The organism is Pseudomonas sp. Irchel 3A18, assembly GCF_900187465.1.
Taxonomy (GTDB): domain Bacteria; phylum Pseudomonadota; class Gammaproteobacteria; order Pseudomonadales; family Pseudomonadaceae; genus Aquipseudomonas; species Aquipseudomonas cichorii.
Window position 1 is genome coordinate 1 of the sequence record NZ_FYDI01000013.1, and the last position, 22,546, is coordinate 22,546.

Genomic DNA, 22,546 nt, shown 5'->3' on the forward strand with positions numbered 1-22,546 from the left:
GGCTTGATGGTCTTGAATCGGAACACTGCTGCTAAGCTTATCCACAATTGCTGGGGCAAAAATCAGCAATCCGTCCTGGGTCAATTTTCAATCGGCAGGGTGGGTCAGTTTTAAATCAGCGCCAACAACGGCGGCTCATCGACCAACTGGTTTTACACCCCGAATCATTGGCCGAGTAGCGTTCCTTTCCCCTGGTCGTCGGCTTTGGTGTCGACGATTTAAGCCACACGTTGATGCCCCAGATGGTCAAACAGCTCACGCTGCATATCTGCAGGCAGGCTTCTGATCTGCGCTGCCAGATTGATTGCATCATGGGGTTCCTGATGCAATGCCGATGGGCGCAGCGTGTGATCGAATGAAAGAGTTGAAAGCCAAGTGTGTCCGCACTTTGCATCCAGACATTGGCAGTACAGCTTGACGTAGGTTCGCGTGATCGTCTCCCGCGAGCTGATCCGCCCCTTGTGTCCGCACGTCGTACAATGAATCCGCATTGTGTCCCTCCCCAGGGTGTCCAGTGGCCAGCATATTAAAACAATTTTTAGTTGTTTTAACTTCAATTTGATGTATTGGCAGTGCTTTGGTCTGTTGTTGGCGGTTCTCGCCAGCTAAATCTCCTGTCTTCGCGCAGCACTTCGTTAGCCTGGTCAAAGAGCTGGCAGATCGGGCGTATCTCGTTGCTTGTGTACACACGATCAATCTTCTCGATGTCACCGAAACCACCGCTGTTTTCCGGGATGATGCCGGCCAGGGCAGGGTTCATTCGCCATGCCGCGATGATGTCGTTGCGAGTGATGTTCTTGACCTTCTCCAGCTCGTCCTTGGCCTGGAAGTCCCCTATCGGGATGATCTTGATGGCGTTCTCATTCCCGCCTGGGATATTCACGAACATCGATCTGAAATTACCCACGCCCTTTGAACCGCTGATCTGTGCCTGCAGCTCCTGCTCGTCGGCTTCGCTCAGGTCGGGGTCGTTGGTGTAGAAGATGTAGCCCGCGTGCGCACCGTTGCTGTAGTACCGGCGTCGAAACAAGGTGGCCGCCTCGTTGAGTAGCGCACTCTGGACACCACCCAGGTAGTCGGGGATGCCGTAGATGTTCTGCTCCACGTCGTAATCCATGATGTGCACGATCTCGTCCTGGTCGAACTCCAGCTCTTTGTTGTCCGGCAGCAGCATCATGAATCCACCATCAACCTTTACCCGCATATTGATGGCCATCAGGTGTTCCAGCTCCAGCACTTGGCCAAAAGCATTGCAATGCTTGTAGAAATACGACTCTCCGAACACGTTGTAGTCGAGCGCAGCACGGCTCATGGTCTGAGCGGTGCAACCAGCCGAGGCGATGAACTCACGCAGCAGCAAGTTGCGCTTGAACTTCGGAATTGCACCGTGGTGCGCGTTGGCGCGCAGCAGCTTGGCCAGGCCTGCTCGGGATACTGGAGGCTTGTAGACTTTTCCGTCGTCGGACGGAAACACGCCCAGGTACTCGCCGATATTGCCGCTCAGGACTTGTTCCGGCTCTCCGAACGTGAACACTCGCGTGCCCTGTCGTTGAGGCTGCTGATCTTGCTGCTGCGTTCTGCGTCGAGGCTTGGGCATTACTTCCGCTCATGAGGTAGCGGCTACGACGCCGCTTGTTGGTATTAAGAGGTTCGTTGTATAGGGCGTGCATGATTGCCCACGCGATATCCGCGTGCCCGGTGGCGTCGGTGCGAGAGGCGCTGTAAGTGACCTGGCCACTGCCAGTTGTGCCGCGCTTGATCGTCAGGAACGCCTGGGCGATATCGGTCCAGCCTGCATCCCACTCGATCCGGCGGCCCTGGATCGTGTCCTGCGCTTTGAGCACCAGCAGGTTCTTCGTTTCGAGGCTGTAGTGGATCGATGTTGCTCGCGGGTAGAAGTCGCGCACCATGTCGTACACGCCGTAACCGATGCCCGTCGTATCGATACCGATGTGCTGCACGTTGAAGCGCTCTGTGATCTTCTTGACCTCGCTGGCCTGGTACTTGAAGGACTGGCCACGCCAGCTGTGTTTTTCCAGGATGCGAAACTTCCCTCCAGGCTCCAGTGCCGGCGCAACCACCACACAGGTGGCGTCGTCTCGGGTGCGGCTGGGGTCATAGCCGACCCAAACAGGGCTGTTGCCGAAAGGGCGATCCAGTTCGGGGTTGTAGTCAGCCCACAGTGCCTGGTCGGAGTAACAGCGCTCCAGGTCGCTCAGGGCGAAGGCTGACTGGGAGCTGTCGATAAACTTGCACATGAACAGCTGTTCAAAGCGGTCTTCGTCGTTTTCCAGGCGAAGGCGGTCCACGTCAAACAGGTTACAGCCGCCCGCAATGGCATCCTCAATGGTGATGATCTTGCGCCATTGACCGTCCGGGCATAGCGCACCTGCATGGATCTGCGCTTCGCTGGGCCACGCGCCTGCCTTTTTGCCGCGCTTGCTGTTCCGGAACGTCTCTCCCGTCCAGAAGGGGTATGCCTCATGGGTAACAGCGCTGGGTGTCGAGAAGTAGGTCTGTCGCCACTTTGCATGAGATGCCATGCCGCTGGCCACGCCCTGGATCTTGTCGAAGCGCGGGATCCAGAAAATCTCGTCGACGTAAAGATGGCCGTGATAACTCTGTGCTGTATTGGCGTTCGTGGACAGGAAACGCAGCTCGGCCCATGGCTTGCCATCCTTGCTAAGGACAATGGGGTTTCCGGTCAGGTCGATATCGAACCACTTGCTGGCGAAGGCCACGATGTAGCTACGGAATACTTCAGACTGGGCGCGGCTGGCAGACAGGAAGATCTGGTTGTCCCCCGTCAGCACTGCGTCCATTAGGGCTTCGGCGGCAAAATAGTACGTGAGCCCGATCTGCCGGCTTTTTAGGATGTGGCGAATACGCGCTGTCAGCGGGTTCTGCTTGGCTGCGAACAGCTCTTGCTGATAGCCGAACATGGTCGACGTGAACTTCTCCAGGAAGTCGACTTCGGTCAGGCTGCTGATGTCGTTCTTGAGCTTCTTTTCCCGCTTCTTGCCGTTGCCATCTCCACGCTCGCGGCGCTCCCCACGCCCCTGACGGCGTTGGCCGGGCTCGCCCTGATCCTGATTCTGGTCTGCTACAGGCGCTGCACTGGCCTTGTTGGTCTGCTTTATCAGCCGTTCACGTACTGCCGTCAGACGCTCTAACTCGTCCAGCTCGTCCTTGGTCAGGGTGCTCACCTTTTCCAGGATAAGCGTGATCCGCCGGCTGATCGCAGTCACCGGCTCTTCATCCGTCAGCATCTCGTCCCACAGTCCCTGGCGGATCCAGTAGTAGATGATTCGCTTGTTGGGCAGCTTCAGGTGCGCCTGTATCTCCTTCACTGAGCAACGGCGCAGGTAGAGGCGTTTGGCGGCTTCTTTGACTTCAGTCGGGTAGTTCATGGGCCGCAGTCTATGCGGCGAAAAAGCGGAAAACGTCCGGAAAAATTCCTCGTTTCTCCTATAACTCGAAAATAGGAGAAACGAGGATTTAAACCGTTTGTTGGGCGGTTTTCAGCTCCCTATGGTGGGGACCTCTGAACTTTGACCACTGAGTCCTTCACCCAACATGCCGCGATCCCTTGTCTCATTCTGGAAACGTGTTGCCGTCAGCGGACCCACTGCTGACAACCGGGAAATCACCGTCCAGGAACTGCGCGACTGCGCCGACACCTACAAGCTTTCTCGCTACACGGCTGTTATCTGGAGTGAGCATGAGCGTGATCCAGGCTCTTACGGCACCGTATTTGCCGTGCGCCTGGTCGAGGATGATCCAGAACTGGAGCCAGGCCAGGTGGCCCTGGAGGCGCAACTCAAACCGAATGACAAGCTCCTTCAGCTCAACGACCAGGGCGAAAAGCTCTTCACGTCTGTTGAGATCTGGCCGAACTTCGCCAACTCCGGCCGCAATTACCTGACAGGTCTGGCAATCACCGACTCCCCCGCCAGCCTCGGCACTCAAGAGCTGTATTTCTCTCGCCGCAATAACCGTAACCGCAAGAAAAAAGGCGCGTTTTTCACCCAATCCCTGCCTCTGGGCGACCTGCGCGAGAACAGCGAAGAACATCAAGTACGCGGTGTGTTCACGGCGCTGGCCAGCTTCTTCAAGGGGTTCAGCGACACCGTAAACACCCAACCAACCTCATCACCCGACGAGAACCAACCGATGGACGAAGCAACAGCCAAGGCGCTCAAAGCGCTCTCCGACCAACTGGTCATCATTCTGGCTGGCCTGCAGGCCGTGCTGGAACCTCACACCGAGGCCTTAGACGCCGCCGATACTCAAGAGCAGGTTGATGCCGTGGGCACCGCCGTCCAGGACGTGGTGGATACCGCCGACGAAGAGCGCGAGTTCAACCGCAAGGACAAGGGCAAAGGTGGCAAGAGCGAGGTCAAGGAGCTGAGCACTCGGATTGACGAGTTGACCGAGAACATGGCCAAGCTCCTGAACACCAAGCAAGGGCGCCTTATTCCGCGCACCTCTGGCCCGGCTGGCAAGCCACGCGGCAAGGGTCTTCGCTAATGGGGTCCCTGAGCGCGCGCGCTGCAGCGCAATACCTGGAGCTTCAGGAAGAACTTGGCGAGGCCTACAACGTCGCCGATGCCACTCGCACCTTTGCCGTGGAGCCTACCCACGCCCAAGAGCTGAACGACCAAATCACCGAACGCGCCGATTTCTTGGGCCGTATCAACGTGGTGCCGGTCAGCGAGATCAAGGGCGAGAAAGTCATGCTCGGCCTGAACGGTCCTGCCACAAGCCGCACTGACACCGGTCAGAATGATCGTGAGCCGCGCAGCCTGCTGGACCTGACCAACAACTCCTACGAGCTGTTTCATACCGAAACCGACGTAGCGCTCAAGTTCGCCACCATCGACAGTTGGTCGAAGTACCCCGACTTCAAAGACCGCTATCTGGCTGCAGTGCAACGTCGCATTGCCCTGGACCGGATCATGATCGGCTGGAACGGTGTCAGCGCTGCTGCCCAAACCAACCTGGCCACCAACAAGATGCTCCAGGACGTGAACAAGGGCTGGCTGCAGCTTGCCCGTGAGCAGGCAGTTGCACAGGTTATGCAGGCTGTCGGCACTGACCGGATCAGCATCGGTAAAGGCGGCGACTACGCGAACCTGGACAGTGTGGTGCATGACATCAAGCAGTTGGTCGATCCAGTGTTCCGTGACGAAGGTGATCTTGTAGCGATCATCGGTTCAGACCTGATGGCCTATGACAAGGGCAAGCTGTACGCCTCTCAGGGCCAGACCCCGACTGAAAAGGAGCGCATCGAGGAGGCGCAGGTAATTGCCACCTATGGCGGTCTGCCGTCTTTCACTGTGCCGTTTTTCCCGGTCAAGGGCATTGTGGTCACGTCTTGGGCGAACCTGAGCATCTATTTCCAGGACACCAGTTGGCGTCGTCACCTGCAGGACAACCCGCGCCGCAGCCAGGTGGAAGACTTCAACGGTCGAAATGAAGGCTACGTGATCGAGCAACTGCGCAAGTTCGGGGCTCTGGAATCGTCCTCAGTGGATCTGTTGCCATGAGTCTCGCTCTGGCTTATCAGCGCCGTGTTCTTGCTGAACAGGAAGCAGCAGGTGCCAGGGCTGTGGAGGCAGCAGCCCTGCCGTACTCGCCATCAGAAGCCCTCAACAGTCCGGCCAACGCTCGCAAGCATCTCAAGCTGCAGGAAGTGGCACTGGATCAGGATCTTGAACGCATCAGCGCGATCAAGGGCCTGGCCGGGCGTCAAGACCTCAAGCGCAATGAGCTGCTGCCCAAATATCAGCCTTACATCCAGAGCTATTGCGAGTCGGACCAGAACCTGCCGAACCGTGTCCTGGTACAGGTCATGGTCTGGCTGTTCGATACCGCCCAGTTTGAAGAAGGACTGGAACTGGCTGAGTTCGCCATCGAGCAGGGCCAGCAAATGCCGGAGCGTTTCAAGCGCCGAGACATCCAGACTTTCGTTGCTGACTCAGTGATCGAGTGGGCCAACGCGGAGCATGACGCCAGGCGTAGCCCCGAACCCTATCTGTCGCAGTTGTTGCCGCAGGTGGATGGTGAATGGGATCTGACCGAAGCGATTCCGGCCAAGTATCACAAGCTGCTGGGGATCCGGGCCATGGAGGCCCAGGACTGGAGCGTTGCCATTCCGCACTTTGAGCGAGCCACCGCCCTGTATCCGCAGATCGGCGTTGGTACCCGCCTGGAAAACTGCCGTAAGGCACTGAAAAAACAAGCCGACAGCGGCGCAAGTTAACCATCTTCCCACCCGCAGGGAGCTGCCACGGAAAGACCGAGCCATTTATGGCCCCGGCCTTCACCGAAGCCGCAACCTGCCCTATTTGAGTGACCTGCAGATGGGCTTTTCCGGAACCCCGACCACCAGCGCAGCACCGCGCCAGATCAAGAATAACGGCTTTTGGCCCGATCTCGATCTGGGCGAGTTCCAGCGGACCCATCGCTTGCGAGCCGATCAACTGGTGGATCTGCAGGTCACTGAACTGAATCTGGCCATGGGGTCGGTGAACACCGATCTGGCCATGAAAAAAGCGCAATGGCAGGCGGCTGGAGTGTCAGACGTTGAATCCGCAGACACCACCGTGCTGCCAGAGCGCACCTACATCGCAGAGCTTTATCGCCAGGCCGTCTACTACCGGGCCAAGGCCGAGTTGCTGCCCCAGTTCGCGACGGCAACCCGCCGCGAGACTGCCGAGAACACCGGCAAGGAAGCCCCCGAATCATCTGCAAACCTTCTGGCGCGCAGCCAGCAGGCTATTCGGGCTATTCAGGGACGTGGCCGCATCACGGTGGCACTGCTATGAACAAAATCCGTGCCCTGACCGACTACCTCAAGTCCTTCAACCTGGTGCTGCCTGAGCAGTTCGACAGTTGGGTGACGGATGCTTCCCAGGAGTTGATCTGGAAGCCAGAAGAGAACGGCATGTACATGGGTGATATGTCGTACACCGGGCATCTGAGCATGGATGACTTTAACGGCCAACCAGCGCGCCTGATGGCGCTCCTGGGCAGTTGGCTGGAAGCCCATGATGACGACCGGGACGATCTGCCGGCACCTGTTCTGAGTATCGATGTCACCGACCTGGCCCAGGACCTGGCCGACGTCACCATCAGTGTTCAGTTCGTCGAAGCGCAGTTCCTGACTGAGGATCCAGACGGCGAGATCGAAGCGTACGGCAAACGCTGGTCGACGATCCCCTATGAATTGTGGATCGCGGAGCAGGGCGAGGTCGTTCGCAATGACTGATGCCTTGAATCTCGACATTCGCGGGATGCTTGAAGCTCAGGATCTGCTGGAGCTGCTGGCCTTGCCGCCGCAAAAGCGCCGCCGCCTGATGAACAACGTCAGCAAACGTGTGCGCTCACTCAGTCGTCAGCGCGTGCGTAACCAGGTCAACCTGGACGGCTCGCCATTTGCCCCGCGCAAGGGTTCTGGCAAGGGCAAGAAGATGGAAGCCGGCCTAGCCAAGCTGCTCGATGTCGTTCGCCTGAGTGATGACGAGGCAGAGCTGGGCTGGCGCAACCGCCTGACCCGCTACGTGGCCTCGCAGCAGCACGAAGGCGCATCAGAGCGTGTGACGGCTCAGCAAATGCGCAAGCTGACCGAAGTGCCGCCAGGTACCGCGGCTACCGAAAAACAAGCCAAGCGCTTGCGACAGCTCGGCTACAAGGTCCGTCTGCCAGGCAAGAAAACGGCCACAAAACCAAGTGTGGCCTGGATCCAGCAGCACCTGGAGTACCCGAAAGCTGGCCTGCTGATCCGTGTCCTGGACAACGAACGCAAGGCTTCAACTGGCGCACAGAGCTGGGAAATAAAGCTTCCTGCCCGCCAATTCCTTGGTGCCAACCCCAGTGAAACCAAAGCCATGGTGAACCTGGTACTGCGCCAAATCATCACTGCACCCCGCTAACGAGGCATCACGCAATGGCACTCGGCAGAGTCTCCGTCAACAATCTCAACCTTGGACAAGGCACCAGTACCGAGGTCGAGCGGCTGTTCCTGTTCATCGGCCCTGGGGCCAAGAACATAGGCCAGATCCTGGCCCTCAATACTGAAAGTGATCTGGACGTCCAACTGGGCATTCCGGCCAGTGATCTGAAGACCCAAATCATTGCAGCACGGGCAAACGGCGGTGATCGCTGGGCATGCCTGGCTGCGCCAGTCACTGCAGACGGCGACTGGTCCACCGCGCTGACCTATGCACAGCAGCACGGCTATGACGTCGAAGCGGCGGTGATTACCAAGCCGGTGACGGATGAAGCCGAGCTGACCGCGATGAATGCGGCGGCAATAGGCGTACAGAACACCTACGGTCGCCGGATGTTCATCCTGGCCGCGACGGCGGGCATTACCCCCGCCCAGACCTGGGCGGAATACCAGATCGAGCAGCGCGACCTGGTCGCTGACCTGGTAGCTGATCGCGTGGTGGTTGTTCCTCAATTGCACGGCAACGATCTGGGCGTATTGGCGGGCCGACTGGCAAATGCGGCCACCAGCATTGCCGATACCCCCATGAGGGTGGCAACCGGCGCGGTTGAGGGGCTGGGGGCCACGCCTTCGGACAAGGACGGCATTCCTCTGCAGTCGGCTACCCGTGCCGTTCTCGACGCTGCTCGCCTTTCTGTGACGCAAACCTACGCCGGCTATCCAGGCGTGTACTGGGGCGACGGCAATTTGCTTGCCGCCCCTGGGGCCGATGTCCAGGTCATCGAATACCTGCGTGTCCTGGATAAGGCTGCGCGCCGTGTGCGTGTCCTGCTGATTCAGCGCATCGGTGATCGTCGCCTGAACAGTTCGGCGAACAGCATGGAAGTGAATCGCACCGCGCTGATGGCCCCCCTGCGCCGGATGGCCAAGTCCACCACGGTTGGCGCGAACGTGTTTCCCGGCGAGATCGAGCAGCCAACCAAGGCTTCCATCGTATTGAGCTGGACCAGCAAGACCGCTGTGGTCGCATTCCTGACCCTGCGCCCCCTGAACTGCCCCAAAGACATCACCGCCAACCTGGCGCTGGATCTGTCGACGAACGAAGCGGAGTAATCATGGCAACACGTATTGGCGGCAAGAGTTTTGATGTGAACCTCGGTGACAGCAAGGTTCATGTGGAAGCCGCAACCCTGGATATCACCGATAACACCGCTGTCAGCCAGAACCGTGGTGTACCGAATGGCCATGTGGATGGTGACGTCTCGGCAGCGGGCGAACTTGAGCTTGATATCGTCAATTTCAAACTGCTCAAAGAGCAGGCGGCATCAGCCGGCAGTTTTCGACAGATTGAACCGTTCGACATCGTTTTCTACGCGAAGGCTGGCGAAGACGAGATCAAGTATGAGGCCTTCGGCTGCAAGATCCGTCTGTCCAGCCTGCTGAGCATCGACCCAAAAGGCGGCACAAAGTCCACGGTGAAGGTGCAGTACGACGTCACCAGCCCCGACTTTGTTCATATCGATGGCATCCCCTACCTGGCTGCTTCAGAGATCGAGGGCCTGGCTTGATGGTGTGTCCGTTTGATCGTGCCCAGGCCCTTGAGCAGCGACAGCGCGACCAGGCCATTGCCGCCGCACTGGCCTCGCCACGCCCCACAGGCCCAAGCCTCACCCACTGTGAAGACTGCGATTGCGAGATCCCTCAGGCGCGCCAGGCGCTGGGCGGCATCACTCGCTGTGTGCCTTGCCAGACCCTTATCGAAAAAGGACTTCGCCGATGAGCACTAATCAGGCCGCCCAGGACACCGCCATCGCACTTGCAAAGGCGTCGCCCGCCATCGGTGTGGCCGCCACCGGCGCGACAGGAACCGTCGATTGGTCAGCGGTCGCCTACATGCTCACCGCCCTGTACATGGTGCTGCAGATCGTTCTGCTGGCCCCCAAGTACCGGCAGATGCTGCGTGACTGGAAGGTGAAGCCATGAGCCTGCGTACCAGGATCGTCACCGGGGCCCTTGCGCTGGTGCTGGGCAGCGGCACGTTGATGAGCTTTCTGGGCGATTGGGAAGGCAAGGGGCAGAACGTCGTCTACTCCGATCCGCTCGCCCAGGGATTGCCGACCGTGTGTGCCGGCATCACCAAACACACCAGCCCGTACCCCGTGGCGGTCGGCGACTACTGGTCTGATGAACTCTGCGCCGAAGTCGAGAAGCGTGTTGTCACCAAGGGCCAGTTGGCATTGGCCGACTGCCTCACGAACCCGAATATCCGCCAGGCCACCTTTGATGCGTTGTACAGCCATGGCCACAACGTCGGGGTGCCGAGCACGTGCGCCAGTCGCGCCTTGGCCCTTATCAACGCAGGGCGCATCGCAGAAGGCTGTCGTGCTCTTGCGTATGGCTCCGATGGCCGCCCGGTGTGGGCCTACGTGACCCGTGCCGACGGCACCAAACAATTCGTTCCCGGGTTGCACAAGCGCCGGATCGCAGAGATGGAGCTTTGCCTGAAATGACAATCGGCCTTCGACACATCCTGGTCTTTCTGTTGCTGGCCGGTCTGGTGGGGCTGGCCTGTTACCTGGCCGACGAGCTGGATGCCACCCGGCTCAAGCTGACCGGCACTCAAGAGCAACTATCGACCGCCAACGAGGAGCTGGAGGCCGCCCGCGAAGCGGCCCGCAAGACCGCCGTAATGCTTGACGCCCGTAACCAGGTCGACAACGAACGTACCGAGGCCCTGAACCATGCACGTACTAAAAACCGCGCTCTGCAGCTCGATGTTAATCAGCTCAATAAGCGGCTGCTCGTCAAAGCCACCTGCGTTGTGCCCAACGCCGCAGATTCCGGAGCCGCCAGCCTGGCTGATGCAGGCACCGCCGAACTCTCTGCAGACGCTCGACCGGATTATTTCACCCTCCGAGACGAACTCGCCCTTACCCGGGAAATGATCCTGGGCCAGCAGGACTACATCCGCCGTGTCGTTTTTGGCACATCGGCAACCGAAAAAACACTCAAACGAATGGAAGTAACGCAATGAACGAAGTAAATCGCAGCATCATCCTGGTAGTCGGCTCGCAAGAGTTCACGTTCAGCCTGACCCCCCTGGACATCACCAAGTATTTCAACTCGACGACCCAGAACAACAAGGTTGCTCCGGCTCACAACTTGCTGATGGGCACCGTCGCACAGGACGAGAAAGCCCGGCTCAAGCCGCTGCTGGAAAACCCGGTCACCACGATGACAATCGCCGGCGCACTGCTCGAGGAGTATTCGCCAGACGTTGACGTGATCGTAAAAAAGCCCTCGACCACGCCGAGCGCCTGACCGAAGACGGGCTGGGTCAGCTATTGGCCCTGACCCAGCGCTGGCTACCCGGTGCCGTGCCCACTATCGAAAACATGGGCACGGCCAAATGGCTTGAAGATGAGTATTTCAAACGCCTGGAATTCGCCGTCGCCAACGGCATTTCCCATGCATTTAACGGATAACACCGCATCATGGCTGATCGTTCCGCTCGCCTCGCGTTCATCCTGAGCCTTACCGACAAGGTCAGTGCCCCTCTGAACAAGGTGAAAACCACATTTTCAGACTTGGCTGAACAGGGCGAAAACAACATCAAACAGATGGGCACCGGTCTTGCGGGGCTGGTCGGCGCAGGCGTGGCCATCAACGAATCACTGCAGCCAGCGCTTGAAATGAATCGCGCCTTGGGCGAGGTCCGTTCCCTCGGCGTGGCCGAGGATGCACTTGAGTCGCTGAACCGAAAAGCACTGGAATTTTCCATCGCTTACGGGGCCAACGCCGTCGAATTTGCCGCCTCGGCCTACAGCATCAGCGGTGCAATCAAAGGCCTGGCCGGCGACCAACTGGCCACCTTCACGAACACCAGCAACCTCTTGGCCAAGGCCACAAAGTCCGACGCGGCAACTATGGGCGCGTACGTCGGCACGATGTACAACCTGTTCAAAGGTCAGGCCGACGCCATGGGTAAAGGCGCTTGGGTCGAGCAACTGGGAGGCCAGACGGCCCTGGCTGTGCAGTTGTTCAGGACGGACGGCGCGCAGCTCAAGGACGCTTTTAAAGAAGTCGGCGCAATCGCGACCCAAGCCGGCGTCAGTGTCGCGGAGCAGATGGCCGTGATCGGCTCGCTGAGCAGCACAATGGAAGGCGGCGATGCCGGCGGACGCTATAAAGCGTTCTTTGAAAATATCGGCGCTGCGTCCGAAAAGCTCGGCATGAAGCTCACGGATTCAGCGGGCAACACGCTGCCGATGCTGGAGATCCTGGACAAGCTGCAGGCCAAGTACGGCGACCTGACCAGCGCCTCGGCCGGCAGCAAGTTGATGGAAGCGTTCGGCGGTGAGGGTGCCCAGGTGCTCGGCTCGCTGGCCAAGGACACCGACCGGCTGCGCAACGGTATCGACGCCCTGGGCAAAGTCCGAGGCCTCGAAAACGCTGACAAGATGGCAAAGGCCATGGTGGATCCGTGGATGCAGTTTTCGTCTGCAGTACACGCGCTGCGCACGTCCTTTGGTCAGGCCCTGATTCCGACGCTGACACCGCTGATGGATAAGCTGGTGAGCATTGCCGCCACGTTGACCCGCTGGACACAGATCTTCCCGAACATCACCCGCGTGATCGGCATTACCGCGCTGATTATTCTGGGTATTACCGCTGCAATGGCCGCGCTGACGATGGTCGTCGGAATCAGCAAGATGGCCTGGCTGGGCATGGTCACGGTCTGGAAGCTGCTTAATTGGCAGGGCTACAAGTCGATTGCGATGTTCATCCTGAACGCCTTGTATATCACTGCGTTGGTGGTGGTGATGACGACGCTGTACACCGCGTTGGTCATCGGTCGCACCGCCATGATGTTGTGGCAAGGCGCGATTTGGCTGGCCAACGCCGCCCTGTTGGCAAACCCGGCGCTGCTGATTGTTGCCGGCATCGTTGCCCTTGTCGCTGTCGTTGCTGCCGCAATCGTCTACTGGGACCAATGGACCGGCGCGCTGATGAATACCGCCGCGTTTCAGTGGATCGCTGGCCAGTTGCAGGCGCTTTCGGACTGGTTCGGCAAGATCGGCGGCTGGAGCGGCATGGCCAAGGTCGCTTGGGACGGAATCGTCAACATCTTCAAGACCGCAGTAAGCGGCCTGATCGAGATCCTGAACAAAATCCCGGGCGTGAAGATCGATGCTGTTTTCAGTGATCTGCCAGCGCCGCCCGAGGTGCCGGATCTGCCCGGGGCAAAGGCCACATTGCCAGTGGCCGCTGGTATTCCAGATCTGCCCGGGGCATCTGCCCCGGCCCAGAAAGCCCCATTTTCATTACCGCTCAACGAAATGCTGATGCCGCCAGGCCTGCCACAAGCGCAAGAGCCGCGCACGTCGAGCGTGCCCTCGATCAGCCCGAGTAAACCCCTATCTGTTCCCCGTGGAGGACTGATGCAGAGCATCCAGAACACAACCATGAATCAGCGCCCCGGCACGCATGTCGAGAAGGTCGAGATCCACACCTCGAAGCCGATGACGCCCCTTGAGCTTGAAAGCATGGTTGCCATGTCGGTGGGTGGCTGATGGCCGAATACATTGACTTGCTGATCGTCGACAACGACCTGGCTCTTGATCTGTCGCAGCAGCCGAATCAGATCGAGGATAGGGCCTGTATTGCGCAGGACATCGCGCACATGATTCGCGACAGCGGCCTGCTTGTAACGCTGGTGGCCGAGCGCGACCGGCTGCGTCAGCGCGACTGCATCCAGCAACTGGAGCTGCTTGTCGAGACAGACACACGCCTGGTCCCAGGCACGGCGCTGATCACCCAGCAGTCCCCTGGGCAGTACCTGGTCACGGCCACCACCCTGGAATTCGGTTCAGTGGAGGTGACGCTTGAGTGACGTTGACTTCAAGCAAGCGTTAGCCGATGCAGGCATTCCAACGACCGAGGCCGGTCTGCGTGCCGCGTGGGAGGCTGAGGTTGTTGCCCAGGGCAGCAAGGTGAGCAACACCAGTGCCTATTCGCCGTTCTGGCGGGTCGTTACGGCCCTCGTTACAAAACCTGTGCTGTGGATCCTGGACTTCGTTGTCGCGACGGTGCTGCCGAACTTCTTCGTGAAGACTGCAGTTGATGCATGGCTCGACATGCTGGCCTGGGCCGTCGACGTCGAGCGCAAGGGCGCGACAAAGGCCGCCGGCGTTTTGCTGTTCACGCGCACGGCTCCTGGCGGTTCGTTGATCGTCGGGGCCGGGACCGTGGTTACCTCGGCTTCGATCAATGGCCATGTCTACCAGCTTGTTACCACCGCTGACGGGATCTTTGCCGATGGCCTGATGCAACTGGAAATCCCGGTCGAGGCAGCAGAAAGCGGATCTGGCTATAACCTGGCACCGGGTTACTACGCGATCCTGCCGACGCCTGTACCGGGCATTGCCCAGGTAGTGAACGCGGACAACTGGCTGACCACACCAGGCACGGACTCAGAAGAAAACGACGAGCTGCGATTGCGGGTCCGTAACCAGTTTTCGGCGGTCAATCAGTGGCACACCGATGCCGTCTACAAGGCGATGATCTCTGCGTTTCCGGGCGTGCGGGCAGACGGTGTGTATTTTGAGCACGGTGCCCCGCGTGGGCCAGGCAGCGCCAATGCCTACGTGCTTTTTGAATCCGGCGTGCCGGCGGACACGTACCTGGAGCAGATCAACGCGCATATCCGCGACGAGGGAAATCATGGCCATGGCGACGATATGTTGGTCATGGTCGTGCCGGAAACCGTTCACGCGCTGCGCCTTGAAGTCTGGCCGCGCTCGACGCTGACCGCCGAGCAACTGCTGACGCTGCAGGCAAACATCGATCAGTTCGTGCGTGCGGCCTTCCGCGAGAACAGTGACTATCAGCCGACGCGGACCTATCCCCAGTCGCGCTTTTCATTCAGTCGCCTGGGCGAAGAGCTGCACCAGCAGTTCACCGGTATTGAGTCACTGTCATTCACGAACAGCGACATCGTGTCAGAGCTGACGATTCCCCGGATCCAGAGCCTGGAGGTCGTGCTGCATGATTAAGCTCGACCTAAAGTTCTGGCTCGCCGGTACCGAGCTGACAAAGCTGAAGAACGCCGCGCAATTTTGGTGGGAAAAAGTCGAGGAATGGCTGCGCTGGCCCTTGATGCAGATGGATGCCGAAACCTGTCACCTGGTCGTGCTCGATCTGCTGGCCTGGCAGCGGGACATCACCCGCTTCAAAGGCGAACCCGAAAGCCTGTACCGCTTGCGGGTCAAGTACGCATTCATCAACGCCGTAGATGCCGGCAGCACATCAGGGATGAAACGCATCCTGGTGCGCCTTGGTGTGGGCTACGTCGAGATCGAGGAGCGTCAGCCAGGCCGCGACTGGGACATCGTGCTGCTACGCCTCTCAGACAGCCAGCTCTCGAAAAACCCCGAGCTGCTGCGCGTGCTGATTCAGCAGTACGGGCGCACCTGCCGCCGTTATGAATTCTCAACCATCACACCAGTGGCCTTAACCATCGCCCTGGTGGACTTCAACGACGATCAGCAAACGCTGGTCGCCCGCCTTTAGGAGTACCCACATGGGTGCAAATATTACCCTTGCCGGCGAAAGCCTCATTGCACAGAAGCAAGGTGCAAAAGAAGCGCTGCGCATTGCCCGCTTCATCTTCGCCAACGTGCCAGATCTGGACACCGCCGGTGCGGTGGACCGTGCTGCAGCGAAGCCCGCTGCAGGTCAGATCGTTTACAGCTACGACATCCCCGACAAGAACAGCGGCTATGTGAACCCCAACCAGGTGGTGTACAGCGCGCAGATCGGCTCGGACGTGGGAGACTGGGACTTCAACTGGATCGGCCTTGAAAGCATCGAGGGCGTGTTGTTCGCGGTGTCGTATGTGCCGCTGCAACAGAAGCGCCGCTACATCCCGCCGCTGCAGATCGGCAACAACCTGACCCGCAACTTCCTCGTGGAGTTCGACGGCGCCCATGCACTGACCGGTATCACAATCGACGCCAGTACATGGCAGCATGACTTCACAGTGCGTCTTGCCGGCATCGATGAGCGCGAGCGACTGAGCAACCGCGATGTGTTCGGGCGTGCCTGTTTCTTTGGCAGCGCCCTGCAGCTTGAAAAGGCCGGCACGACTTATCAGCTCAAGCCTGGTACTGCGTACATCGAGGGCATTCGACTTGTGCAATCAGCGGCCTTGCCGGTTGTCATGCCGGCGCTGCCAGCCCAAGTCTGGATTGACGTCATGCTGCAGCGTGAGCTGAGTGATGTGGTCGCCCGATTCAGTGTGGTGTTTGGCGCAAACCTGGTCGATTACATCGATGCCCAGGGCAAGCCGCATTACTGCGTGCCAATTGCCAACGTGACCGCCGCAACGCTTGTAGACCGCCGGTCTGTCGAGCCGGTCAACGGGCCGCTGGTGCAGCAGTTCGCGTTCCGGACTGGGGATTACGCCGGACTGCGCGCCCGGGCCACTACAAAAGAGGACGTCGGGCTGGGCAACCTGCCGAATGCTCTCAGTGATGATCCGGTCAGCAACAGCAGCCAGATCCTGGCGACGACGAAATCGGTCATGGCGGTGCTTGAGCGAGTGCAAGCCCTTGAATTGCTGGATGCGGCTGCCGGGCCTTTGACCTTTAACCTGCCTGCATCGAATACGGCATTGGGCGTCAGGGACATCACCTTGCGTCGCATCGATGTGACGATAAACCCCGTTGTCATTACGGCTGCCGGCAACGACAAGTTGATGCTGGATACCACGGCATATGCGAACGGGCAGTCCTCGACTGAACTCCTGTTTGCCGGCGATTTTCTGCATCTGCGTAGCGATGGCAAAGGGAAGTGGTGGTGTGTAGGGCAAGCACAGTTGCCGGCAAGCATCGTGTCCGGTTTGTTTGTTCAGGCCGCTGCCGGCTCGTACACCTACACCGTTCCGCCCGTGCTGCGCAGTGGTCGTCGACGTGCAAACGTCACCGTTATTGGTGGCGGCGGTGGCGGGGCCTACGCATACGACATGGTAACGACCGGGGCGGGCGGTGGCGGATATGCCTTTAAACCCCTGGACCTAACGGGCGTGTCGTCGGTGGCCATTGTGGTTGGGGCGGGCGGTCCCGGAAGCGTCCCGCACATGGGCAACGGGGCCAATGGCGGCACGTCAAGTTTCGGGGCGTACATCAGCGCAACGGGTGGCCAAGGTGGCCAATACCAACCGGGTGTCCTACCGATTGGGGGCAAAGGCGTTGGTGGGAGCATCAACGTCGCCGGCGGGATGGGCAGCGCTGGCCAGACAAATGGCCAAGGTGGAGCAGGCGGCGGAAACGTTCTTGCGAGTACCGCGCCTATTTCTTCAAGCGGTGTGCCAGGCGTTTGGCCGGGAGGCGGAGCTGGATCCCGCTCACAAGATGGACTGCCCGGCTTAGGTGCGGACGGCATGGTTAAAGTGGAGTGGTAAACAGTATGTGGGCACGAATTGAAAATGCTGCAGTCGCGGAAACAACGGACGTGGACCCAACGGGCAAGTTTCACCCGTCACTGATCTGGGTGCCTTGCCCGGCGGATGCCAAGCCAGGATGGGGGTATGAGGGTGACAAGTTTCAGGCAAGCCCCTCAGACGTCAACGCGCTGTATCAAGCGCAGGGTCAGCGGATCAGCCTCGCGTGTGAAACGGCGGTTGCCGGCTCTCTGGACGTCGAGTTCAAGGCGCATATGTGGCAGAAAGCCAATGAACTCAAGCGACAGCTGGATCTGGCCCTGGCAGCGGGCGACCTGGACGCGCTGCAGGCTGTGACCTGGGACGACGAGCAATGAATGCCTGGCTCCCCGTCACAATGCGCTGGCCTGAGCAGGCCACGGGCTGGATGGACGATCTGTCAGCGGCAAAGGACCTGGCCAGCGGCGAGCTGGTCAGCACCGGGCAACGCTTGGCGGGTCTGGCCGGGATGGTCAGCACCAGCCCTGGGCCTGTGGGGGCAGCCGCCGAAAGCGTGATCGAGGCCGGCAAGGCCGCGATGGCAAATACCCTGGGCGAAGCGCCGGCGTGCCTCACAGTGACGCCGTTTCAGTCCGGGATCGGGCAAGGCAAGGGCAATCAGCGCTTTCTGTCGGCACCGAATCTGCTGCAGTTGCTTGCGGATAAGCTCACCGATATCACGGATGACGGTCGCCCAGTAGAGCCGCAATACGCGCTGTCGATCCTGTTCCTTGCGACGCACTACGGACAGCTTGCCAGCACCTTGTCACGCTTCAATGCACTGCTGCCGATGCCGGATCTGGTCCGGGCCGAGCGCCGGGCGCAGAGCCTCTCGACTCTGGAAACAGACAAGTGGGTGATCCCTACGGCGGGCACGTTGCCGCGCTGGGGAAGCCTGCCGCTTGAGCGCTGCACAGTGCTCAAGTCAGCGAAGCAGGCCATGTCCGGACAGATTGCAGCCCTGGAGAGCTACGCCGACAGCTCGCCCCTGGAGGATCTGGCCGCGCTGGCCAGCCGCAAGGCCGAGCTGCAGCAGAGACGTGACCAGGAACTGGACGACCTCAAGGCCCTGCTGGCCGGTAATGACGAAGACGCAACGATGCGTGCAAGGCTGATCGGCCCTGGTACGCCTGCTGAACTGAGCAAGGAGCTGCTTGCGGGCGGTGACGATAGCCCTGGCCATGAATGGGTGCTTTCGTCCGGAACGCTGCTTGTTGGCTCGCTCTCGGGCCTGAGCTTTGTGCGCGAGCTGGTAGGCCTATGACAATTCTTCTCAACGGCGAGCAGATCATCGGCAACCGCATGAAAGTAACCGCGAACCTCAAAATAGAAGCCGATGACATGAGCGGCCAGACGTCTGGTACCGAGAAATCGCACAAGGGCTTCAAGCCCAAGACACTCACCGTGGCGATGACGATTCGGTACAAAGACAAAGCCAATCTGCGCACGCTCATGCGGCTGGCTGAATCGACTGAAGGCGGTGGCCAGCTCACGACGTATCGGATCGTGAACGACACCGCCGAGGCCTTCGGTGTCCGGCAAGTGACATTTGCAGATGGCGTCAGCGCCCGGGAAGACGACAGCCTTGCTCAATGGATCATCCAGTTCACGCTCAGTGAGAAGCTGTCGAATCCTGAAAAGGTCGAGAACCGGCGCGCTGGCAACTCGGTCACGTCGCAGTCGGCACCAGGCGACGGTGTGTCGGGATCGGATGGGAGCACCAAGCCCGAAGAGCTGACCGGCTTTGAGGCCGTCATGAAGAAGGTGGACAATTACCTGGGCGGTGGGGCATGAAACTCCACAAGATCCTGACCATCGACGGCAACGTTGTTTCCCTGGTCAAAGACGAGGTTCGCCTTGAGCTGAAAAGCCCAGGGCGTGCGATGTTCACGATAAAGGCCAGTGCCCAGGTGAAAGGCCTGGTGACGTTCGATATCGGCTACAACGAAGCCACGCTGCAGCGTCACTTCATCGGCTACGTCGAGCGCTGCACTGCCGCCAATGGCGTGGAGCAAGTGGTGTTCTGCCGCGAGCTGGCCGCCGTGCTGGCCAACCCGTTACCGATGAACCTTCGCCATGCAGATATGCACACGGTTTTGGCTGATATCAGCACAAAGACCGGACTGCGTTTTCGGGTGCCTGACAAGGCATACACCCGGACCAAGGTCGCCTATTTCTACAGCCTGGCGGCTGGGTATCAGGCCCTGGACAGCCTCGGGCGGGTCTTCGGGATCGAGGACTTTATCTGGCAGCAGCAGGGCGATGGCGAGGTGTTCGCTGGATCCTGGGCTGACAGCTTCTTCGGTGCTCGATCACCTCTCCAACTGCCCGTGAGCCTGTTCGACGGGTATCAAGGAAATCAAAGCGCGATGATCGCTGCCCTACCAGGCATGCGACCAGGCGTTTCATTCAACCAAGGCGAGCGGATCACAAGCGTGACACTCGCCGGAACACAGATGGCGATAAAATGGACGACGCAATCAAGCGCAGCGTAGAACGCCTTTTTCCTGAACTCACCGGCGGCTACCACTTGCCGCGTTTTGGCCGTGTTGTGTCCGTTCCGGACGCGCCGGCCAGCGCAGGCCTTTGCGATGACTTTCGTCCGCGCTATGCCGTTGATATCGAAGTGCTGACTGCAGACGGCGAGCCGGATCCGGATCTGCCGGTACTGGCCGGCGTGCCGTTGCCGCTGGCCAACGGCGGCGATGAAATGGGCATGTTTGGCTTTCCGGAGGAAGGCACCCGCGTGGTCGTGTGCTTTGCCTACGGGCTGCCCAGCAGCCCTTACATTCAGTCGATCCTGCCGCACGGCCTGAGTCTGCCCAAGGTGCCGAAGGGTGACCAGGTGTGGCAGCACAGTGATGCGGTGCAACAGCGTGTTGATGCGGATGGTAACTGGCTGCGCAAGACGGATGGCAAGATCCGAGACGAAGCCATCGAGCGCGAGGTGGAAGCCCTGGGCAACTCGGAGCAGTTCCAGAGCCACGCCCGGAACGTTGACGATCATTCAACAGAGACGGTCGGAGGGATCAAGAAGATCGAGGCGTTGGGTGCGCTCAAGTTGCTATCAGGCGGATCTGCGAGCCTGGCTGCGACTGACGATCTGCACATTGCCACCGGACGAGATCTGAATCTGGTCGTGGCTCAAAAGTATAACACCACGGTCGGTGGTGACATGCAGGAGCGGATCGAGGGGCTACGTCAGAGCGTTGCGAAGGGAAGCCAGCGCCTGCAGGCACCGAAAAACTGGGTAGGGTCCAGCGGCGTTAACATCTTCAAGGTGCTGTGTGACACCTTGGATCTGCTCCAGGAGATGAACACTCAGATCGCAGCGCATACACATGGGCCGACACCCCCCCCAAGTAGTGCAGGAGAATTTACTGGAAATGCAGCGAAGGCTGTATTAATGTCCACTAAGCTATCCGCAATAACGTTATAACCAGTTAACAAAATTCAAATTTAATTTCTCTCTTGCTCGTTATTGCAGTATTTTGCTGCCTCTTTGTTTCCTGACTCGAATCTCAGATCTAATCGGGTTAACTACTGAGGCATCAACGCTGCCTGGCTCATTATCTGCAACTGAGATCAGAGTTACACCAGATACCGCTATCGTCAAACCAGGCAGGTTGCTTTCAGGGCGACCGGATAGTGTCAAGGCAGTGCCGTGAGCCTCGAACTGTACAGTCAGTCCATAATATCCTTCGTGAATATTTTGATCTCGTAATAGTGCCACCAAAAGCTCATGAATGGAGAAAGCTCGATTTTTACCAGTCATTAGATTTTCCTATGATTTCAAGGCTCCCCAAACTCTTTGTAGTAGGCTACTTATTTGAGAGGGCGTATTACCTAGCTAAAAGACACAAAAGCCGAACTCACAGATCGGGGTACGTCGTAAATCCACATAATCTTGTGCGCGCAGCAAAATCTCAGCACTCGTTATTTTTCTACCGCACTGCCTACATTCAAATGAAAAAAAACCTCGCCTGCCGATAAATAATGCATCTAGCGGTTCATAGCCTAGGCAGCATAACCTGCCTTCACTCGCGTTACCTTCCCGAGTCATGATTGCTCCTCCCTGCCTTCTGTTGGTAAGACCGCGGGGTTAGGGGGGCGGCCATTTTTGATTGATAAGCCTTGCGACAATCAATGATTCATCAATTACCCGTTCTGGCCCTTCAGCCAACAACAGCGGTGGCATATCCAAGTAGCTCGCCACATCAAATTTCGCTTGAATTGCAAGTGCATAGGGATCAAAGCCGAGTTGGAATGCTGCATGAAAAACGGCTACAAGTGAATTGCAGTAAACCTTTTCAGAACTATTTTGCATGATGACATCCTTGATAACCTTCAGAAGCAGAGTCTTCTCTTAGCTGCCTCACTGATAAAATCAGTCCTTAGATTGAAGTTCGTCTTCACAATCACTTCAAGTTTAAATCGAACATTATCCGGCCACCGGTCAGTCCGACTCCAAGTCGGAGCATTGATCCTGCTCGCACACAACCGCCTGTCAGAAACACGTGCCCGCTATCGACAAGCAGTTGACTCGAAAGCTAATCGGGAGTTGTATTTGATTTCTGCTCAATAAGAGGAAGATTAGTGACCATGCTTTAAGTGTTGATTGATGATTTACCGAGAGATAAAGCTCGTAGTGGCATAAATAGATTACTGCCTAGCCTCATCTCTAAATATGTTCAGAACTGAACCTGGCTGTATGTGGTTTGCGTTCAAAACAGGGAATCATCTTCATTATTCAGCTCAAGGATTGTGAGGCTTTACTTGGTGTTACTGACGAAGCCGTGCTCCGACGGATTGAAAGCGGTGTTAGTCGCACTCCCTGCAAGTGAAGTCCTTAAGTCTCAGAGCTGGGTGTAGTAAGCAGAGGGTCCGTCCATCCTAGGCCCTCTGCCTTTTATGATCTCAGGAGGCATTGCAAGCGATGTATTGTGTTTCCGCCGAAAAATGTGGTGGTGCAGAAAAAATCATCTGGAAATTCACTTATCCCCCTCCCGCCGACGCGCTTTGCGTGCTTTTTTTGTGCAAATCCTAATGTAGTGCAAACGAACCTGTAGCCCAGGCGGGCCGTGGGCCTCTGTGGGTGATCGGCCATTTCA

29 protein-coding genes are annotated in these 22,546 nt (G+C 58.6%); 24 read left to right on the top strand and 5 right to left on the bottom strand.

Annotation, left to right across the window (positions count from 1 at the left end; genetic code table 11):
• Positions 1–218 precede the first annotated feature (218 nt).
• The 3 genes from CKW23_RS20535 to CKW23_RS20545 all read right to left on the bottom strand — a co-directional run bounded on the left by CKW23_RS20535 (position 219) and on the right by CKW23_RS20545 (position 3,410).
• Complete coding sequence (locus tag CKW23_RS20535; protein ID WP_095068222.1) at positions 219–491, bottom strand: ogr/Delta-like zinc finger family protein; 273 nt, start codon at positions 489–491, stop codon at positions 219–221.
• A gap of 62 nt (positions 492–553) precedes the next feature.
• Complete coding sequence (locus CKW23_RS20540; RefSeq protein WP_256590477.1) at positions 554–1,420, bottom strand: phage portal protein; 867 nt, start codon at positions 1,418–1,420, stop codon at positions 554–556.
• A complete protein-coding gene (locus CKW23_RS20545; RefSeq protein ID WP_095068224.1) occupies positions 1,347–3,410 on the bottom strand; it encodes a terminase large subunit domain-containing protein in 2,064 nt (687 codons plus the stop codon). Before CKW23_RS20545 ends, CKW23_RS20540 begins: the two co-directional genes overlap by 74 nt.
• 166 nt (positions 3,411–3,576) lie before the next feature.
• Here CKW23_RS20545 and CKW23_RS20550 point away from each other — a divergent pair, with 166 nt between their 5' ends.
• The 24 genes from CKW23_RS20550 (at position 3,577) to CKW23_RS20660 (ending at position 20,874) form a co-directional block, all read left to right on the top strand.
• Positions 3,577–4,530: a GPO family capsid scaffolding protein gene (locus CKW23_RS20550; RefSeq protein WP_095068225.1), complete on the top strand. Its 954-nt coding sequence runs from the start codon at positions 3,577–3,579 to the stop codon at positions 4,528–4,530.
• A complete protein-coding gene (locus CKW23_RS20555) occupies positions 4,530–5,549 on the top strand; it encodes a phage major capsid protein, P2 family (protein ID WP_095068226.1) in 1,020 nt (339 codons plus the stop codon). The genes CKW23_RS20550 and CKW23_RS20555 overlap by 1 nt, the downstream gene beginning before the upstream one ends.
• Positions 5,546–6,265, top strand: coding sequence for a phage terminase small subunit (gene gpM, locus CKW23_RS20560; RefSeq protein ID WP_095068227.1), 720 nt, complete (start codon positions 5,546–5,548; stop codon positions 6,263–6,265). The genes CKW23_RS20555 and gpM overlap by 4 nt, the downstream gene beginning before the upstream one ends.
• Before the next feature lie 100 nt (positions 6,266–6,365).
• Positions 6,366–6,830 carry a head completion/stabilization protein gene (locus tag CKW23_RS20565; protein WP_095068228.1) on the top strand — a complete coding sequence of 155 codons (465 nt, stop codon included), beginning with the start codon at positions 6,366–6,368 and terminating at the stop codon, positions 6,828–6,830.
• Complete coding sequence (locus CKW23_RS20570) at positions 6,827–7,273, top strand: phage tail protein (RefSeq protein ID WP_095068229.1); 447 nt, start codon at positions 6,827–6,829, stop codon at positions 7,271–7,273. The genes CKW23_RS20565 and CKW23_RS20570 overlap by 4 nt, the downstream gene beginning before the upstream one ends.
• The gene (locus tag CKW23_RS20575) at positions 7,266–7,937 is read left to right on the top strand and encodes a phage virion morphogenesis protein (RefSeq protein WP_095068230.1); all 672 of its coding nucleotides are present in this window, start codon (positions 7,266–7,268) and stop codon (positions 7,935–7,937) included. Before CKW23_RS20570 ends, CKW23_RS20575 begins: the two co-directional genes overlap by 8 nt.
• 14 nt (positions 7,938–7,951) lie before the next feature.
• Complete coding sequence (locus tag CKW23_RS20580; RefSeq protein WP_095068231.1) at positions 7,952–9,067, top strand: DUF2586 domain-containing protein; 1,116 nt, start codon at positions 7,952–7,954, stop codon at positions 9,065–9,067.
• Between the two features lie 2 nt (positions 9,068–9,069).
• Positions 9,070–9,522 (top strand): phage protein, encoded by a 453-nt coding sequence (locus CKW23_RS20585; protein ID WP_095068232.1) that lies wholly within the window; start codon positions 9,070–9,072, stop codon positions 9,520–9,522.
• Positions 9,522–9,734: a TraR/DksA family transcriptional regulator gene (locus CKW23_RS20590; RefSeq protein WP_095068233.1), complete on the top strand. Its 213-nt coding sequence runs from the start codon at positions 9,522–9,524 to the stop codon at positions 9,732–9,734. Before CKW23_RS20585 ends, CKW23_RS20590 begins: the two co-directional genes overlap by 1 nt.
• Positions 9,731–9,937 carry a hypothetical protein gene (locus tag CKW23_RS20595; RefSeq protein WP_095068234.1) on the top strand — a complete coding sequence of 69 codons (207 nt, stop codon included), beginning with the start codon at positions 9,731–9,733 and terminating at the stop codon, positions 9,935–9,937. Before CKW23_RS20590 ends, CKW23_RS20595 begins: the two co-directional genes overlap by 4 nt.
• Entirely contained in the window at positions 9,934–10,464 is a 531-nt protein-coding gene (locus CKW23_RS20600) for a lysozyme (RefSeq protein ID WP_095068235.1), read from the top strand. Before CKW23_RS20595 ends, CKW23_RS20600 begins: the two co-directional genes overlap by 4 nt.
• Positions 10,461–10,988: a lysis system i-spanin subunit Rz gene (locus CKW23_RS20605; protein ID WP_095068236.1), complete on the top strand. Its 528-nt coding sequence runs from the start codon at positions 10,461–10,463 to the stop codon at positions 10,986–10,988. Before CKW23_RS20600 ends, CKW23_RS20605 begins: the two co-directional genes overlap by 4 nt.
• Positions 10,985–11,275, top strand: a complete 291-nt coding sequence (locus CKW23_RS20610; RefSeq protein WP_095068237.1) for a putative phage tail assembly chaperone — start codon at positions 10,985–10,987, stop codon at positions 11,273–11,275. Before CKW23_RS20605 ends, CKW23_RS20610 begins: the two co-directional genes overlap by 4 nt.
• Positions 11,276–11,298: 23 nt before the next feature.
• Positions 11,299–11,439, top strand: a complete 141-nt coding sequence (locus tag CKW23_RS26725; RefSeq protein WP_177434664.1) for a hypothetical protein — start codon at positions 11,299–11,301, stop codon at positions 11,437–11,439.
• 9 nt (positions 11,440–11,448) lie between these two features.
• Positions 11,449–13,527: a phage tail tape measure protein gene (locus tag CKW23_RS20615; protein WP_095068238.1), complete on the top strand. Its 2,079-nt coding sequence runs from the start codon at positions 11,449–11,451 to the stop codon at positions 13,525–13,527.
• Entirely contained in the window at positions 13,527–13,847 is a 321-nt protein-coding gene (locus CKW23_RS20620) for a DUF2590 family protein (protein ID WP_095068239.1), read from the top strand. The genes CKW23_RS20615 and CKW23_RS20620 overlap by 1 nt, the downstream gene beginning before the upstream one ends.
• Complete coding sequence (locus CKW23_RS20625; protein WP_095068240.1) at positions 13,840–15,009, top strand: baseplate J/gp47 family protein; 1,170 nt, start codon at positions 13,840–13,842, stop codon at positions 15,007–15,009. The genes CKW23_RS20620 and CKW23_RS20625 overlap by 8 nt, the downstream gene beginning before the upstream one ends.
• Positions 15,002–15,526 carry a phage tail protein gene (locus CKW23_RS20630; RefSeq protein WP_095068241.1) on the top strand — a complete coding sequence of 175 codons (525 nt, stop codon included), beginning with the start codon at positions 15,002–15,004 and terminating at the stop codon, positions 15,524–15,526. Before CKW23_RS20625 ends, CKW23_RS20630 begins: the two co-directional genes overlap by 8 nt.
• A 10-nt stretch (positions 15,527–15,536) precedes the next feature.
• On the top strand, positions 15,537–17,417 hold the full coding sequence (locus CKW23_RS20635) for a phage tail protein (protein ID WP_095068242.1): 1,881 nt from the start codon (positions 15,537–15,539) through the stop codon (positions 17,415–17,417).
• A gap of 5 nt (positions 17,418–17,422) precedes the next feature.
• Positions 17,423–17,773, top strand: a complete 351-nt coding sequence (locus CKW23_RS20640; RefSeq protein ID WP_095068243.1) for a hypothetical protein — start codon at positions 17,423–17,425, stop codon at positions 17,771–17,773.
• Positions 17,770–18,699 carry a hypothetical protein gene (locus tag CKW23_RS20645; RefSeq protein ID WP_095068244.1) on the top strand — a complete coding sequence of 310 codons (930 nt, stop codon included), beginning with the start codon at positions 17,770–17,772 and terminating at the stop codon, positions 18,697–18,699. The genes CKW23_RS20640 and CKW23_RS20645 overlap by 4 nt, the downstream gene beginning before the upstream one ends.
• Positions 18,696–19,229, top strand: coding sequence for a DNA-binding protein (locus CKW23_RS20650; protein ID WP_095068245.1), 534 nt, complete (start codon positions 18,696–18,698; stop codon positions 19,227–19,229). Before CKW23_RS20645 ends, CKW23_RS20650 begins: the two co-directional genes overlap by 4 nt.
• The gene (locus tag CKW23_RS20655; protein WP_095068246.1) at positions 19,226–19,930 is read left to right on the top strand and encodes a hypothetical protein; all 705 of its coding nucleotides are present in this window, start codon (positions 19,226–19,228) and stop codon (positions 19,928–19,930) included. The genes CKW23_RS20650 and CKW23_RS20655 overlap by 4 nt, the downstream gene beginning before the upstream one ends.
• Positions 19,903–20,874 (top strand): hypothetical protein, encoded by a 972-nt coding sequence (locus tag CKW23_RS20660; protein WP_095068247.1) that lies wholly within the window; start codon positions 19,903–19,905, stop codon positions 20,872–20,874. The genes CKW23_RS20655 and CKW23_RS20660 overlap by 28 nt, the downstream gene beginning before the upstream one ends.
• 39 nt (positions 20,875–20,913) lie before the next feature.
• Here the strand turns inward: CKW23_RS20660 and CKW23_RS26345 are convergent, their stop codons facing one another.
• Positions 20,914–21,210 carry a hypothetical protein gene (locus CKW23_RS26345; RefSeq protein WP_143498987.1) on the bottom strand — a complete coding sequence of 99 codons (297 nt, stop codon included), beginning with the start codon at positions 21,208–21,210 and terminating at the stop codon, positions 20,914–20,916.
• 327 nt (positions 21,211–21,537) lie between these two features.
• The gene (locus CKW23_RS20665) at positions 21,538–21,762 is read right to left on the bottom strand and encodes a hypothetical protein (protein WP_095068248.1); all 225 of its coding nucleotides are present in this window, start codon (positions 21,760–21,762) and stop codon (positions 21,538–21,540) included.
• Positions 21,763–22,546: the final 784 nt, after the last annotated feature.